The sequence below is a fragment of the Thermomonospora cellulosilytica genome, from assembly GCF_014138835.1.
GTDB lineage: Bacteria > Actinomycetota > Actinomycetes > Streptosporangiales > Streptosporangiaceae > Thermomonospora > Thermomonospora amylolytica.
The window spans coordinates 4,109,237-4,123,658 of the sequence record NZ_JACJII010000001.1 but is presented as its reverse complement, the minus strand read 5'-3'; the positions used below and the strand labels follow the sequence as shown (position 1 = coordinate 4,123,658).

The window sequence follows — 14,422 nt, the reverse complement described above, 5'->3', positions numbered from 1 at the left end:
CGGCACCGGCCTCGTCCTGCCCACGAAGTGCCGCCTGACCTGGGATTCCGATGGTCACGCGGCAGGCTCGCCCACCGGTTCGGCGATCCGCGACCGCGGGTAGGGCCGACACATCTCCTCAGGGGAGGTGTCATGAACGAGGACGAGATCGTGAGTGCGGCCCACATGATGCGCCTGCTCCTGCCGGAGCTCGTGGGAGACGACGCCCAGGAGGTCGGCCGTGAACTCGACGACCTGCTCGCCCGTGCGCACTCCGGCGAGCCGGTCAAGGAGCCGCTGTTACGGCTGGTGTTCCGCTATGAAGGCACCCGCACCTGGATGGAGGATGTCCTCAATTCGCCCCGGGGAACAGCGAGGCCCCGGAAGATCGAGGTGCTGCCCGGCGACCGCGACACCGGCTCCGGCACGCTGTACGTCTGCCCGAAGTGCGGTGAAGAGTGGGAACGGGACGACGTGCTGGAGCCGGTCCCCCGCTGCGCCAAGGATGGCGTGGACTTCATCCCGAAGCGCTGACGTCCATGCTCGGCAAGCTGTGGGAGCAGACCGGGGAGCGGATGGCCGGTGCCGTGCTGCTCAGGCTGCTGACACCGGCGGGGCTGTTCTGGGGCGCGGGCCTGGGCGCCTGGGCCTGGCACGCCGCGCACCGGCCCGGCGGGCTCCGGAGGGTCGGGGCCGATCTCGCCGCGCTGCCCACCGTCCTGCAGATCACGCTCGTCGTCGCGATCCTGGCGGCGGTCCTGTTGACGGCGGCCGTCACCGAACGGCTCACGCTGCCGCTGCTGCGCCTGCTGGAGGGCTACTGGCCCTGGGGCTTGGGCGACTACCTGCGGAGCCGGCTTCACCGCCGCAGGGTCAGGTGCCGATGCGAGGTCAAGAAACTCCGGGAGGCGGGGAAACACGCGAAAGGGTTATCGCCTCGCGACAAACTCAAGCTCGCGCGGCTCCTGGCAACCACGCGCAACATCCCCCCGGAGCTCGCCGACACGATGCCGACCCGGTTCGGCAACCGGCTGCGGGTCGCCGAGCTGCGCCCCCGCGCGAAGCTCGGGCTGGACCCGGTCGCCTGCTGGCCGCATCTGTGGCTGCTGCTGGACCCGCCCGTGAAGGCGGAGCTGTCCCAGGCGCGGGCGGAGATGGACATGGCGGCCCACGCCGTCTGGTGGAGCCTGGCCATCGTCGTCTGGACCCCGCTGGCCTGGTGGGCGCTGCCGCTCGGCCCCGCGGCGGCGGTGGCCGTCTACTACGCGTGGCTGCTGCCCGCCGCGCAGAACTACGGTGACCTGCTCCAGGCGGCCTTCGATCTGTTCCGGTGGCGGCTGTACCGGGCGGCGCGCTGGCCCCAGCCGTTCGGCACCGCCGACGAGCCCGCACTGGGCAGACAGCTCACCACGTACCTGGCGGGCAGGACCACCCTGCCCGGCCTGCTCTTCCAGCCCGACCCGAACCAGCCGCCGCCCTCCTGACACCGGAGACGTTCTACGCATTTCGGGACATGTCCTGGCATTTCCCTGACGCGGCGCGGGAGATGATCGTGATGTAGAACGACCACGCGATGCATCACGGGCGAGGAGGCCGATGAGATGGCCGCGTTCCCGAGCCGATTACCGCACGGGTCCGGCACCGAGATGGTCCTGGAGCCCGACCTCCTCCTGATCTCCCTCGCTCCCGAGCGCGCGCCGGCCGCCGCCGATCTCGGACGGTTGCTGGGGGGCGCCGGCCTGGTGCCGGAGGAGACACGGCCACAGGCCGCTCCCGGCCCGCGGGAGGAGATCAACCAGGCCGGGCGGCGGGTGTGGGCCCGCACCCCGGACGGGCGTCCCGTGGGCGACGCCCAGGTCACCGCGCTGGCCGAGGCCCCGGCCGTCGAATGGGTCGGACCGGTCTACCGGATCGGGGACGTGCCGGGGCAGGGAGGGCTGGTGGCGCCGCTGCCGTACGTGCTGATCATCCGTCCCCGCGACGACCTGGCGGCCAGGCGCCTGAGGGAGACGCTGCCGCGGCGGAACCTGCGGTTCTCCTCGGAGCTGTCGGAGCACCTGCCCGGGTTCCAGTACTGGACGGTGTCCGATCCCGCCAGGTGGAACGCGTTCGACCTGCGGGACACCGTCCAGTCGGAGTACGGGGAACTCGTCGAGGACGTGCGGTTCGAGATCATGCCCATGGTCACCCCGCTGACGTTCGCGCCGGACGACCCGCTGTTCGACAGGCAGTGGAACATGGCCCGGATCGAGGCGGGCGGCCGGGGATGGACCGGATGGGACGTCACCACCGGGACGAGGCAGATCGTGGTGTGCGTCCTGGACACCGGCGTGGACCAGACCCATCCCGACCTCACGCTGGCCGGACCCGGCGTCGAACTGGCGGGGATGACCGCGCCGGGCGCCCCCCGGAACGGCCCCAGCATCGGTCACGGCACGGCCTGCGCCGGGATCTGCGCAGCCTCGATCGGCAACGGGGCCGGGGTGGCGGGGGTCGCCGGCGGCTGCCGGATCCTGCCCGTCGCGTTCGTCGGCTGGACGGACGTCGAAGTGGCCCGCGGCATCGGCTGGGCGGTCGACAACGGCGCCCGCGTCATCAGCATGAGCTTCGGGCAGTACGCCCCCGGTGACGGGATGAGCCCGACCGGATGGGACTTCACCGTGATCGATCCGGCGATCGAGCGTGCCGTCGGCAGGGGCGTGGTGCTGTGCGCCGCCACCGGCAACGAGAACCATGGCGTGATCAACCGCTACCCGGCACGGCACCCGCGGGTGATCGCATGCGGCGCCAGTGACATGGTGGACGAACGCAAGTCACCGAACAGCCCCGACCAGGAGCCCTGGGGCTCCAACTTCGGGCCCGGCGTGTCGGTCGTCGCCCCCGGCGTCCGGGTGCCCACCACCGACATCCAGGGTGGCGGCGGCTACCAGGACGGCGACTACGTCGACCGCTTCAACGGGACGTCGGCGGCGACCCCGCACGTCGCCGGTCTCGCCGCCCTGCTGCTCAGCACGGCCCCCGGTCTCACGCCCGCCCAGGTCCGGGAGGTGATCGAACGCAGCGCCGACAAGGTGGGGGCGCACCCTTACGCCACGGAGCGCGGGTTCCCCCACGGCACCCGCAACCAGGAGATGGGCCACGGCCGTATCAACGTGCTGGAAGCCCTCCGGCTGCTGCTGTATCCGGCCGCGGTCTCGATCACCGATCTCCTCCACTGAGGACCCGTACGACGACGAGGGAGGAACCATGTCCGATAGGCGCCTGCCGGCGGACCAGATCGAACGGCTCCGCGCCGACCCGGTGTTCGCCGACTTCCTTTCCCCGTTCCCCCGCCTGCTCGAACCGGGAGAGAGCGAGTTGGGCAGGTCGTTCGAGCGGATCGGTGAACTCGCCGGCGGCTCCGACACCGGAGCCCGGATCCGTTTCGCCGTCCATGACGGCTCTGGGCGGGACGTCGGCTCGTGGACGCTGACACAGGAGCCCGACGGCTGCACCGTCGGCGCCGTGGCCGCCTCCCCTCCCGACGCGGAGATCCTGATCACCGAGGAAGCCTGGCGCAGCCTCGCGGAGGGCGCCCTGTCCCCGCTCGAGGCGTTCGGCCGGGGCGGCGTGCGGCTGCGCGGAGACGTCGAGGCCGTTCGCAGGCTGGTGCGTTCTCTGCGGCGGACGTGAAGGAGGTCGGCGACATGGCGATGGTCACAGGCAAGGTGGACTGCCTCAGCGTGCAGCAGGGCGCGGGCTTCACACGTATCGCGATCGCTCCGGGGCGGTCCGAAACCCTCTTCCTGTGGTTCGGCGATCCGGAGATCTCTTCGTTGGAGTGGGTCATGCACAGCATGTGGCTTGCCATGCTCCGCGAGGCGATCAACGGCGACCTGAACGTGCGGATCACCTTTCCCGACGAGGGCGGCGCGGCCACTTCCGTCCAGATCGACAAGCCCTGACCGGCGAACCACCCGCACACCCTGAGCTCGCCAGCGGGTTCCCGGCCACCGTCACTCATGTGTTCGATGGCGCCACCCGGAAGAGGTCGTGAAAGTCCCACATCATCCCCACATGCGACGATCAGCAGGATCTGGGCCGGTTGCGCGACGCAACAGAACCACACGGATACGGGTTTGTGACGCATCTCCGGCCGTCCGCGATACAGACCTGCCACCCACCATGGAAGCAGCAGGTCACCGCAAGGGCACCGAACCGCCTGCGGACCGACTGGAACGGGCCAGGAACGCGACCGGAACGCGGGCGGATGTCCCGCCTCGACCAAAAGCCTTCCTTTGCCTCCTGATTGCGTTCACAATACGCATATCATCTGCACGGAGCCGCCCGACTCCCGGACACGGACGCTGGGCGGGTTGCAGGCTAGGAGGCCGCGCGCTGGTGGGCGTACCGCAGTGGGTCAGGCACTGGTCTGGTAGCAGATTGAAGCTCTACGGGCTCCTTCTGGCGTCCCTGGTGCTCGCCGTGGGCGGGGTGTCGCTGGCGGTCCTGGACGGCGACCTCAGCCGCGGCGAGGCGTTCTCGGCCATCGGACTCAACCTCGTCGCCTCGGTCATCTTCGCGCTGTTCTACACCACCATCAGCGGCAACATCCAAGAACGCATGCTGATGGAGCAGATCGAGGGCACGATCGGCAGCGTCTCACAGGAGTTGCTGGGCAAGCTCGCCGGCTACGAGGCCCACTACATGCCCGCGGCCACCTACGACGCCGGGACGCAGTTCTCCGAGGAGTACAACGACGCCGTCTCCCAGAGCCTGGCGACGACCACGTCGTACATGTTCCGGGGCACCAGCGCCAAGTACGTCCCACCACGGCTGCACCTGGCGCCACGAGGGCGGCTCCGCCGCGTCTCCATCCTCATGCTCGACCCGCGCGCCAAGGCGGCGATCGAGGCTCGGGCCGCCATCAAGCGGGACCAGACCAACAGCACCAAAACGGTCACCGAGCTGGCCAGGGAGGTCACCGACGAGATCCTGATGTCGGTGGTGGCACTGTTCGACTGCCGCCACTTCTGCGAGTCCGAGATCGCTTTCACCCGTGATGTCGCCGCCACCCGGATCGAGCTGTTCGACGACGCCGTCTACATCTCCTGGTACCAGGGACCGGATTCGGCCAAAAAACCGATACCCGAGTCACTGAAGTTCGCGAGGGGTACCTTTCCCTATGAGGTCCACGCCCAAGAGGCGCACCTGCGCTTCCGGCAGACCGACGACCCTCCGCTGAAGATCAGCAGCCACACCTCGGAGGCGGATCTTTTGCAACATTTGACCAAACTCGCCGGGCGAACGGTCACACGGGACGACGTGACGAACTGGAGGCAGGAGCATGCGCGGCTTGTTCACGAATTCACCAACTTCCTCGCGAATCGATCGAACCGATGACCCCGCCACCGCGATCGCGCCGTTGCGGGACAAGGTGTTCGGCGTGCTGGTGAGCGCGGCCACCTTCCACCAGGGCCGCATCCTGCTGCTGCGACGCGGCCTGCACGAGAAGTTCATGCCCGGCGCCTGGTCGATTCCGGCCGGCAAGATCCAGCCTGGAGAGAAAAGCCTGGAGGACGCGGCGCTACGCGAACTCGAGGAAGAGGCTGGCATCAGCGGCAAAGTGCTGGCGAACATCGGCATGACCTGGTTCGAGAGCGTGTACTACCGCCAACCCTTGCGCCATATCCAGCACAACTTCGTGATCGAGGCGGCAGGTTCCGACGTGGAGCTGCGGGACGGGTCCAACATGGACCATCTGTGGCTGCCCCTCGATCAGGCCGACCATCCTCCGGTGGAGATCGACGACTTCACCACAGGGCTGATGACCAAGGCGATCGCCTACTACCGCACCCACCACTGACACCGCCGGTCCCCTCACCGTTCTCCACGCACCGGAGTCGTACTGGAGCTCAGCAATGAATCTGTTCGCGGGAGCCTGCCCACGTCGTGGTTTCCCTGTTCTGGACCGGTTGCCCTGGAGGGGAGACGGGGACCAGTCCGCGCTGCGCGATGCCCGACACCTGCTGGCGGCGCCCGCGCTGCCCGAGGCGCTGGGGGCCTGGCTGGCCGAGCAACCGCAGGAGAACCTGGAGCAGATCGCCGACAGGTCCCTGGAGCGCACCACTCACTACAAGTGGTTCCTGGGCTCCGGGTCCGGTGGTTACACGGTCTGGCTGCACGAGTACAAACCGCCGGAGGTCTTCGCGCGGGCGGTCGACTTCGCGGCCTCGGTGCACAACCACCGGTACGGCTTCTGCTCGCGGGTGCTGTCCGGCGCACTGCATGTCTCGGAGTTCATGACCGGCGAGCCGCACGAGCCGATCCGCCCCATGACCAGCCGCACCATCGGGCAGGGTCAGACGATGCTCCTCAGCCACGAGGACGTGCACCGGGTCGACCGCGTCGAGCCGCGGACCTGCACCCTGCTGATCCAGGCACCGCCCACCCGCAGTTTCAGCACCTGCTACGACATGACCAGCGGACTCGGCCGCCGGGTCTACGACCTGCAAAGCCGGTTGCCGCACACCATCGAACTGCTGTCCGCCGTATGCCGGGACGGCCTGTCAGTGGGCTGAACACGCGGCGGCATCCGTTCAGCGTCGGCGACGCACCCCACCCGGCCGTACTCGGCGATCCGGGGGGCGCACTCTGTGCGATCAGGCCGACGGTCCTCGCCGCCGCTCAGGTGCCGGTTGGAATCAGCCGATCCCACTGCTGTCCCACTGCTATAACCTGCTGTCAACCTGCTGCCGCGCTGGGGCACGGCGCGACACGAGGGGAACGGCGAAGACGGGACGAGATGGCTGTTCGACTGCTGCGCGACCTGATCGACATTCCCGAGCGCGTGCACGCGGGCGATTTCGTCCTCACCCTGTCCAAGGGGGTCGGCGAGGACTCCACCATCCGCGACTACGTGGTGACCGACCAACTCGCCGACTGCTTCGACCAGGCGCTGGGGATCATCCAGTCCGCGGTGGAGGGCGGGCAGTCCCGGGCCGCCTATCTGGACGGGTCGTTCGGCTCCGGCAAGAGCCACTTCATGGCGGTGCTGCACGCGGTGCTGCGGCAGGAGCCCGCCGCCTGGGAGAAGGAGAAGCTGGCCGAGGTGGTCCGGGAGCACCGGAGCTGGCTGAAGGACCGCCGGTTCCTGCTCGTCCCGTACCACATGATCGAGGCGTCGTCGCTGGAGTCGGCGGTGCTCGGCGGCTACGTCAACCACGTCCGCAAGATCGCACCGGACGCGCCGCTGCCCGCCGTCTACCGGGACGAGCAACTGCTGGCCGACGCCCGTGACCTGCGCGCGCGGCTCGGCGACGAGGCGTTCGTCGCCACCCTGCCCGCCGCCACCGGCGAGGACGCCGAGTGGGAGGAGTCCGGCTGGGGTCCCGCCACCCTGGACGCGGCGCTGGCCGCTCCCCCCGGCGACCCCGAGCGACGCAGGCTGGTCACCGACCTGCTGGCCGGCCCCTTCCACCGGTACGCGCAGGCGGTCAGCGGCACCGAGGCGTTCATCGAACTGGACCGGGGCCTGTCGGAGATCAGCCGGCACGCCAAGGAGGTGCTCGGCTACGACGCCATCGTGCTGATGCTGGACGAGCTGGTGCTGTGGCTGTCCAGCTACATCGGCGACACCCGCCGCGTGCAGACCGAGGCGCAGAAGGTCTCCAAACTGGTCGAGTCCGCCGAGCACGAGCGACCCGCGCCGATCGTGAGCTTCGTGCCCCGCCAGCGCGACCTGCGCGACCTGGTGCGGCGCGACACCGCCGGAGCCGTCACCGCCAGCCTGTTCGACACGCTGAAGTACTGGGACGGGCGCTTCGACGTGATCCGGCTGGAAGACCGCAACCTGCCCGCCGTGGTCAAGGCCCGGCTGCTGCGCGCCAAGAACGCCGAGGCTGAGGCCGCGCTGGACGAGGCGTTCACACGGACCTCCAACGCCCGATCCGAGGTGTGGGAGGTGTTGCTGGACGCGCAGGGCGGCGGCTCCGACGTAACCGCGTTCCGCGCCACCTACCCGTTCAGCCCGGCGTTCCTGCACGCCATGGTGGACATCTCGGCGGCGCTGCAGCGGCAGCGGACCGCGCTGAAGCTCATGCAGCAACTGCTGGTGGACTACCGCGACGTGCTGGAGGTCGGGCAACTGATGCCGCTCGGCGCCATCTACGACGTGCTGGCCATCGGCGCCGACCGGCCGTTCACTGACCGGCTGCGGGCGGAGTTCCAGCAGGCCAAGGAGTTCTACACCGGGCGGCTGCGGCCCTTCCTGCTGGCCCGGCACAAGCTGACCGACGAACAGGCCGCCGCGCTGCCGCCCCGGCACGCGTTCCGCGCCGACGACCTGGTGGTCAAGACGCTGCTGCTGGCCGCGCTGGTGCCGAACGTGCCCGCGTTGCGCAACCTCACCGCCGGCCGGCTGGCCGCGCTCAACCACGGCTCCATCGTCACCATGCTGCCGGGCCAGGACCGGGCGGTGGTGGCTCGGACGCTGCGGGACCTGGCGGTGGAGTTCGGCGAGTTCCAGGTGTCCGGCGACGACGACCCGGCGGTCGAGGTGTCGCTGATCCGGGTGGACACCGGCGAGATCCTCAAGAAGGTCCTGCACGTCGACGACGACGCCGCCAAGCGGCGGCTCATCCGGTCGCTGCTGTGGCGGGAGTTCGACGCCCACGACCGCGGCGAGTTCGTCACCACCCGGCCGATCGTGTGGCGGGGCACCGACCGGGTCGTCGAGCTGGTCTTCGGCAACATCCGGGACCCCGACAACCTGGCCGACGAGGAGTTCAAGCCGCTGGCGCCGGGGGCGCTGCGGGTGGTCATCGACTACCCGTTCGACAAGGAGGCGGGGCCGGCCGAGGACCACAACCGGCTGCGGCGGCTCCAGGAGCGCCTGGACCGGCCGCTGACCCTGGCGTGGGTGCCGTCGTTCCTGTCCCCCGACCGGATCGCCGAGCTGGGCGACCTAGTCAAGATCAACTACGTGCTGGAGCGGCGGGATCGGCTGGAGGAGCTGACCGCGACCCTCACTGCCGAGGATCGCGAGCACGCCCGCGCCCAGCTCCGCAGCCGGCAGGACGCGCTGACCAAGAAGCTGATGGCGGCGCTGCACCGGGCCTACGGACTGGCCAGCGCCGACGACGCCGACCTGGGAGCGCGCAGCGACGAGCCGATCGTCGTGCTGGACTCCCGGCTGGAGCTGCGCCCACCCGCCGGTCTCGGCTTCGGCGAGGCGCTGCAGCGGCTGTGCTCGCAGCTCCTCGACCACACCTATCCCAGGCACCCCGACTTCGACCCCTCGGCCCGGCGGCAGGTGATCCGCCGGTCGGAGCTGGCCACCGTGCTGCGCACCGTCGAGCAGGCGGCCCAGGACCGGGTGGGGCGGCTGGAGGTCCCCAAGGCCGACATCCCGGTGTTGAAGCGGATCGCGAACCCGGCCGGCATCGCCACCGTCACCGAGGTGTTCGTGCTGCGGGACGAATGGAAGATGCTCATCGCACGGCACGCCGGGCAGAGCGGCAAGCCGACCGAGGAGATCTCGGTGGCCGACGCCCGCCGCTGGGTGCTGGAGGAGCAGCCGGGCCTGCCGCCGCTGGTGGTCGACCTGCTGGTGGCCTGCTTCGCGATCCAGGACAACCGGTCCTGGTACCGGGCCGGACAGCCGATCGCCCCGCCCGAGCTGGACCGGATCGAACCGGACATGACGTTGCGGCGGCAGGAGCTGCCCGCCGAGGAGGAGTTCGGCCGGGCCATGGAACGGGCTCGGGTGATCTTCGGAGCGGCCCGACAGCCGGTGAACACGGCGCGGGCCGTGCAGTCCATCGCGGTGGCGGTCCGCAGGCGGGCCGGCGACCTGCTGCCCGACGCCACGGCCCTGGTGCGGGAGCTGGAACGGCATCGCGACACCCTCGGGCTGGACGATCGGGCACCCCGACTGGCGACCGCGCGCACCATCGCCGACCTGCTCGACCGGATGAGCGCGCAGACCGACCCGACCCGGCTGGTCAAGGACCTGGCCGCCGCCCCGCTGGCCGACGACCCGGCGATCTACCGCGCGGCACTGGACGCCACCGGTGAACTGGTCGGCGTGCTGGCCCGGCTGAAGTGGCCGATCCTCGACCAGCTCCCCGTGCTGGCGGGGCAGGCCGGAGACCGGCGGGAACGGGCGGCGGCGTTGTGGGACGCGCTGCGCGACGCCGCCCGGCACAACGAGCACAGCGTTCCCCTGCGCAAACGGATCGAGGAGATCGAGCAGGAGGCGATCGACCTCATCATCGTCCCGCCCCCTCCCCCACCGCCCCCGCCTGAGACGAAGGTCAGGCGGGTGAGCGGCCAGGACGTCGGCCCGGTCCTCGACGAACTGCGCGCGGACGCCGACGCCCACCCTGCCGCGACGTTCGAGATCACGTGGCGGATCGTGAAGCGATGACCGAGCAGGCCGTCCGGGCAGCCCTCCCCGAAGCCGGCAGGAGCGTGGTGGAAGGAGAGCTGCGCCACGCGCTGCACCGCGCCGCCCGCCGCCGCGAACGGTACGGCCAGGCCACCGGAGCCGAACGGGTACTGCTGCTGCGCGCCGCGCCGCAGTGGCGTGACGACGAGGAGCTGACCGTCCGGACCGACGACGGCGAGATCACCGCACACGTGCGAGGTTGCCCGACCGTGCTGTCGGTGCTCGCCGCGCTCAGCGAGCACCGCCATCGCGCCCCCTCGGCCTACCTCGTGGTGCTAACCCCCTGCGAGCCGGCGGAACTGGGCGACTCGGTGCTGGCGCAGGCCCTCGACCACACCGTGGTGACGATCAACCGCTGGGACCTGGTCGCCGACGCGTTCAGCGTGCGGCGGCTGGACCCGCGGCTGACCCGCCGCGAATACCGCTGGCTCGCCGAGGCGCTGCTGGACGCCCAGCCCGCCGGAGGATGGAAGCGCGTCAACGGGCCGCTGCTCTCGCTCGACTCGGTGATGCAGCGGCTGGCGGCGGTGCGGTTCGGCAAGGACGAGACAGAGCACCTGGACGCCGCCGCGATCCTGGAGTGGACCTGCGACGACTCGCGGATGGCCCGGTTCCTGGCACTGGGCGAGCCGGAACGCACCGGACTGGCGCGCTGGCTGGAGTCCTCGATCGGGCCGGTCGCCACGGTGGTGTTCGGCCTGATGACCGCGGGCAGGGCGGGTGACGCGGTGCCGTTCGGGCTGGCCGCGGCCGAACTCTACGCGCCCGCGGGTGACGACGACCGGAACATCCAGGTCGCACGTGTCCGCGCCGAGGAACGCTACTTCGCCGGTCGAGCCCCCGGGCAGGCGACACTGCGGGCGTTCGCCGAGGCCGCCGAATCCCTGGTGCTGCGCTGGAACGACAACGGCCACGCCGAGCGGGCCCGGGGCCTGTGCGACCGGGCCGAGCGGATCCTGGTCGAGCTGGGCGCCGACGAGCTGGCCGCCCGCAGCAGGGTTCTGGACACCGGGCTCGACGCTCTGCTCTCCGATCTGGCGCGCGTGATCGCCGCCGCGCTGCCGGCGCCGCGCGCCACTGACGTCGCCGCCGCGGACACGGCGCTGGAGGCGGTCGGCGAGCACCGCCGGGTCGGCCATCGTTCCGGCGAGGTGGCGGCCGCCGAAGCAGCGGTACGGCTGCTGCGCTGGCTGGCGACCGAGGAGCAGGCGCCCGCCACGGTGGCCGACTGCGCCCGGCGGCACGTGCGCTCGTGGAGCTGGGTGGACCGGGCCACCGTCGTCGTCTTCAACGCCGACACCGGCCGGGTGCCGCAGGCGGCGTCGGCATACGCGGCCCTGTTCACCGAGGTCCGCGCCCGGCGGGCAGAGCTGGACCGGGCGTTCGCGCGGCAGCTGAAGGCGTGGAGCGCCGCCGCCGCGGCCCCGGACCGGCTGCTGCTCATCGAAGACGTGCTGGACCGCATCGCCCGCCCCGTCGCCGAACGCGCCGCCCCCCTGATCATCGTGCTGGACGGGATGAGCGCCGCCAACGCCTGCGCGCTCGCCGAAGAGATCACCGCCTCGCGCGCATGGACCGAGACGGGGCGCGATCCCGACGGGCGTGAACCCGTCCTGACAGTGACGCCGTCCACGACCGTCTACTGCCGCGCCAGTCTGCTGTGCGGGCGGACGGCCACCGGTGGGCAGAGCGAGGAGCGTGCCGGGTTCGCCGCGTTCTGGCGGGGACGGCGCAGCAAGCTGTTCCACAAGGCGGGGCTGGGCGCCGGGCCCGGGGCCGTGCTCAACGAGGACCTCCGTGAGGCGCTGCACACCCCGGGCACCGTGGTGGGGGTGGTGCTCAACACCATCGACGACGCACTCGGCGACGACCACAGGGTGAACACGCCGACCTGGCGCATCGACCAGATCGACTACCTGCCCCAGTTGCTCGCCGAAGCTGAGAGCACCGGCCGCCCGGTCGTGCTGACCTCCGATCACGGGCACGTGCTGGAGTACGGGAGCGACATCCATCCCGCGACGGCGAACGCCGCCCGGTATCGCAGCGCCGAGCCCGGTGAGGGGGAGCTGATGTTGGAGGGCCCGCGCGTCCTGACGGCCGGCGGGCGCATCACCGTTCCCTGGGACGAGCGGATCCGTTACCTGCCCCGGCGGGCCGGCTACCACGGGGGCGCCTCGCCCGCCGAGATGGTCGTTCCAGTGCTGATACTGCTCCCCCAGCAGGTGACCCCGCCCAAGGGGTGGTTCACCTTCGAGAATCCCTCGCTGCACGAGCCGGCCTGGTGGAATCCGCAACCGGATCTCCCGGACATCGCCCCGGCGCCGACCGCTCCCGAGGTCGCCGCGCCCGACGACGGATTGTTCAGCATGGACGACCTCGGCACGTTGGGCGTGCGGGTGGTCCGTTCCGAGGTGCTGGCCGCGCAACGTCGCTTCCTCCGCAAGGCACCTCCGGACGAGGAGGTGGCCGCGCTGATCGACGGCCTGGCGGAGGCCGGCGGGAAGCTGCCGACGGCCGCCGCCGCAGCGCTGATCGGACAGCCGCCGTTCCGGATGGCCGGTTACCTGTCGGCGGTGGGCCGACTGCTCAATGTCGACGGCTACCAGGTCATCGACGAAAGCGACGGCGGCCGTACGGTGACGTTGGACGTGCGGCTGCTGAGGCTGCAGTTCCTGGGGGACGGATGAGTGTCACCGAGGTCAGCGCCGCCCGCCGCCGCGAGGTGATCGATGCGCTACGGCGGGGAACCGTGCCGCAGGCCGGCCTGGATCTGTTCGCGGTCGGGCTGGAACGCTTCGAAGGCGCGCTGGACGAGGAACTGAACGCCGTCGCCGCGGGCGGCGCGGTGTTCAAGGCGGTGCGCGGCGAATACGGGTCGGGCAAGACGTTCTTCGCCCGATGGCTGGCCGAACGCGCCAAACGCCGCGGTTTCGCGGTCACCGAGATCCAGATCTCCGAGACCGAGACACCGCTGCACCGGTTGGAGACCGTCTACCGGCGGCTGGCCGAACGGCTCGCCACCTCTTCTCACCGGCCCAGTGCGCTGCGTGAAGTCATCGACGGATGGTTCTACACGCTGGAGGAGGACGTGCTGGCCTCCGGCGTCGCCGCGACCGACACCGCCGCGCTGGAACAGGGCGTGGACGAGTTGCTGGAGCAGCGACTCGCCTCAGTGGCCCGCAGCACCCCGACGTTCGCTGCGGCGCTGCGCGGCTACCGCCGGGCGCGGTTGGCCGGACAGGCCGACATCGCCGAAGGACTGGTCGCCTGGATCGGCGGACAGCCCAACGTCGCAGCCCGTGCCCGTCACGCCGCCGGGATCAAGGGCGGCCTCGACCACTTCGGCGCGCTCGGCTTCCTGCAGGGACTGCTGGCGGTACTGCGCGACTCCGGGCATCCGGGGCTGCTGGTGGTGCTGGACGAGACCGAGACGTTGCAGCGGGTACGCGGCGACGTCCGGGAGAAAGGGCTGAACGCGCTGCGCCAGCTCATCGACGAAGTCGACACGGGCCGGTTCCCCGGGCTCTACCTGATGATCACGGGAACGCCGGCCTTCTTCGACGGGACGCAGGGGGTGCAGCGGCTCGCCCCGCTCGCCCAGCGGCTCGCCACCGACTTCGGTGATCCCCGCTTCGACAATCCGCGGGCGGTGCAGATCCGGCTGACCGGCTTCGACCTGGACAAGCTGGTCCGGTTGGGCATCGTGATCCGCGACCTGTACGCCGCCGGGGCCTCCCCCCGGATCGTCCCGGTGGTGAACGATGTCTACATACGAGAACTCGCGGAGGCGGTGACCGGGGGCCTCGGCGGACAGGTCGGGATCGCCCCCCGTATCTTCCTGCGCAAGCTGGTGGAGCAGGTACTCGACCGGGTCGACCAGTTCGAGGACTTCGACCCCCGCCGCCACTACGCCCTGACCCTGTCGGCCGCGGAGCTGACGGAGGTCGAACGCAACGCCTGGACGCCACAGGCCGCCGACCCCGACGACATCGACCTGGATCTGCCGTGACCGCT

At 70.7% G+C, this 14,422-nt stretch carries 11 protein-coding genes; all 11 read left to right on the top strand.

From position 1 onward, the window contains the following. Positions 1–132: 132 nt before the first annotated feature. The 11 genes from HNR21_RS19365 (at position 133) to brxD (ending at position 14,417) form a co-directional block, all read left to right on the top strand. Positions 133–513: a hypothetical protein gene (locus tag HNR21_RS19365; protein ID WP_182706305.1), complete on the top strand. Its 381-nt coding sequence runs from the start codon at positions 133–135 to the stop codon at positions 511–513. Between the two features lie 5 nt (positions 514–518). Then, on the top strand, positions 519–1,463 hold the full coding sequence (locus HNR21_RS19360; RefSeq protein WP_182706304.1) for a hypothetical protein: 945 nt from the start codon (positions 519–521) through the stop codon (positions 1,461–1,463). A gap of 117 nt (positions 1,464–1,580) precedes the next feature. Then, positions 1,581–3,197, top strand: coding sequence for a S8 family serine peptidase (locus tag HNR21_RS19355; RefSeq protein ID WP_182706303.1), 1,617 nt, complete (start codon positions 1,581–1,583; stop codon positions 3,195–3,197). Positions 3,198–3,225: 28 nt separating this feature from the next. Further along, on the top strand, positions 3,226–3,651 hold the full coding sequence (locus tag HNR21_RS19350; RefSeq protein ID WP_182706302.1) for an SCP2 sterol-binding domain-containing protein: 426 nt from the start codon (positions 3,226–3,228) through the stop codon (positions 3,649–3,651). A 14-nt stretch (positions 3,652–3,665) separates the two neighbouring features. Then, positions 3,666–3,923, top strand: a complete 258-nt coding sequence (locus HNR21_RS19345) for a hypothetical protein (protein WP_182706301.1) — start codon at positions 3,666–3,668, stop codon at positions 3,921–3,923. Between the two features lie 478 nt (positions 3,924–4,401). Beyond that, a complete protein-coding gene (locus tag HNR21_RS19340; RefSeq protein ID WP_182706300.1) occupies positions 4,402–5,361 on the top strand; it encodes a hypothetical protein in 960 nt (319 codons plus the stop codon). Next, complete coding sequence (locus tag HNR21_RS19335; RefSeq protein WP_182706299.1) at positions 5,306–5,824, top strand: NUDIX hydrolase; 519 nt, start codon at positions 5,306–5,308, stop codon at positions 5,822–5,824. The genes HNR21_RS19340 and HNR21_RS19335 overlap by 56 nt, the downstream gene beginning before the upstream one ends. A 109-nt stretch (positions 5,825–5,933) precedes the next feature. Next, positions 5,934–6,539, top strand: coding sequence for a hypothetical protein (locus HNR21_RS19330; RefSeq protein ID WP_182706298.1), 606 nt, complete (start codon positions 5,934–5,936; stop codon positions 6,537–6,539). A 224-nt stretch (positions 6,540–6,763) separates the two neighbouring features. Beyond that, on the top strand, positions 6,764–10,387 hold the full coding sequence (locus HNR21_RS19325) for a DUF6079 family protein (protein WP_182706297.1): 3,624 nt from the start codon (positions 6,764–6,766) through the stop codon (positions 10,385–10,387). Beyond that, positions 10,384–13,095, top strand: coding sequence for a BREX-2 system phosphatase PglZ (gene pglZ, locus HNR21_RS19320; protein WP_182706296.1), 2,712 nt, complete (start codon positions 10,384–10,386; stop codon positions 13,093–13,095). The genes HNR21_RS19325 and pglZ overlap by 4 nt, the downstream gene beginning before the upstream one ends. Further along, entirely contained in the window at positions 13,092–14,417 is a 1,326-nt protein-coding gene (gene brxD / locus HNR21_RS19315) for a BREX system ATP-binding protein BrxD (protein WP_182706295.1), read from the top strand. The genes pglZ and brxD overlap by 4 nt, the downstream gene beginning before the upstream one ends. Positions 14,418–14,422 lie beyond the last annotated feature (5 nt).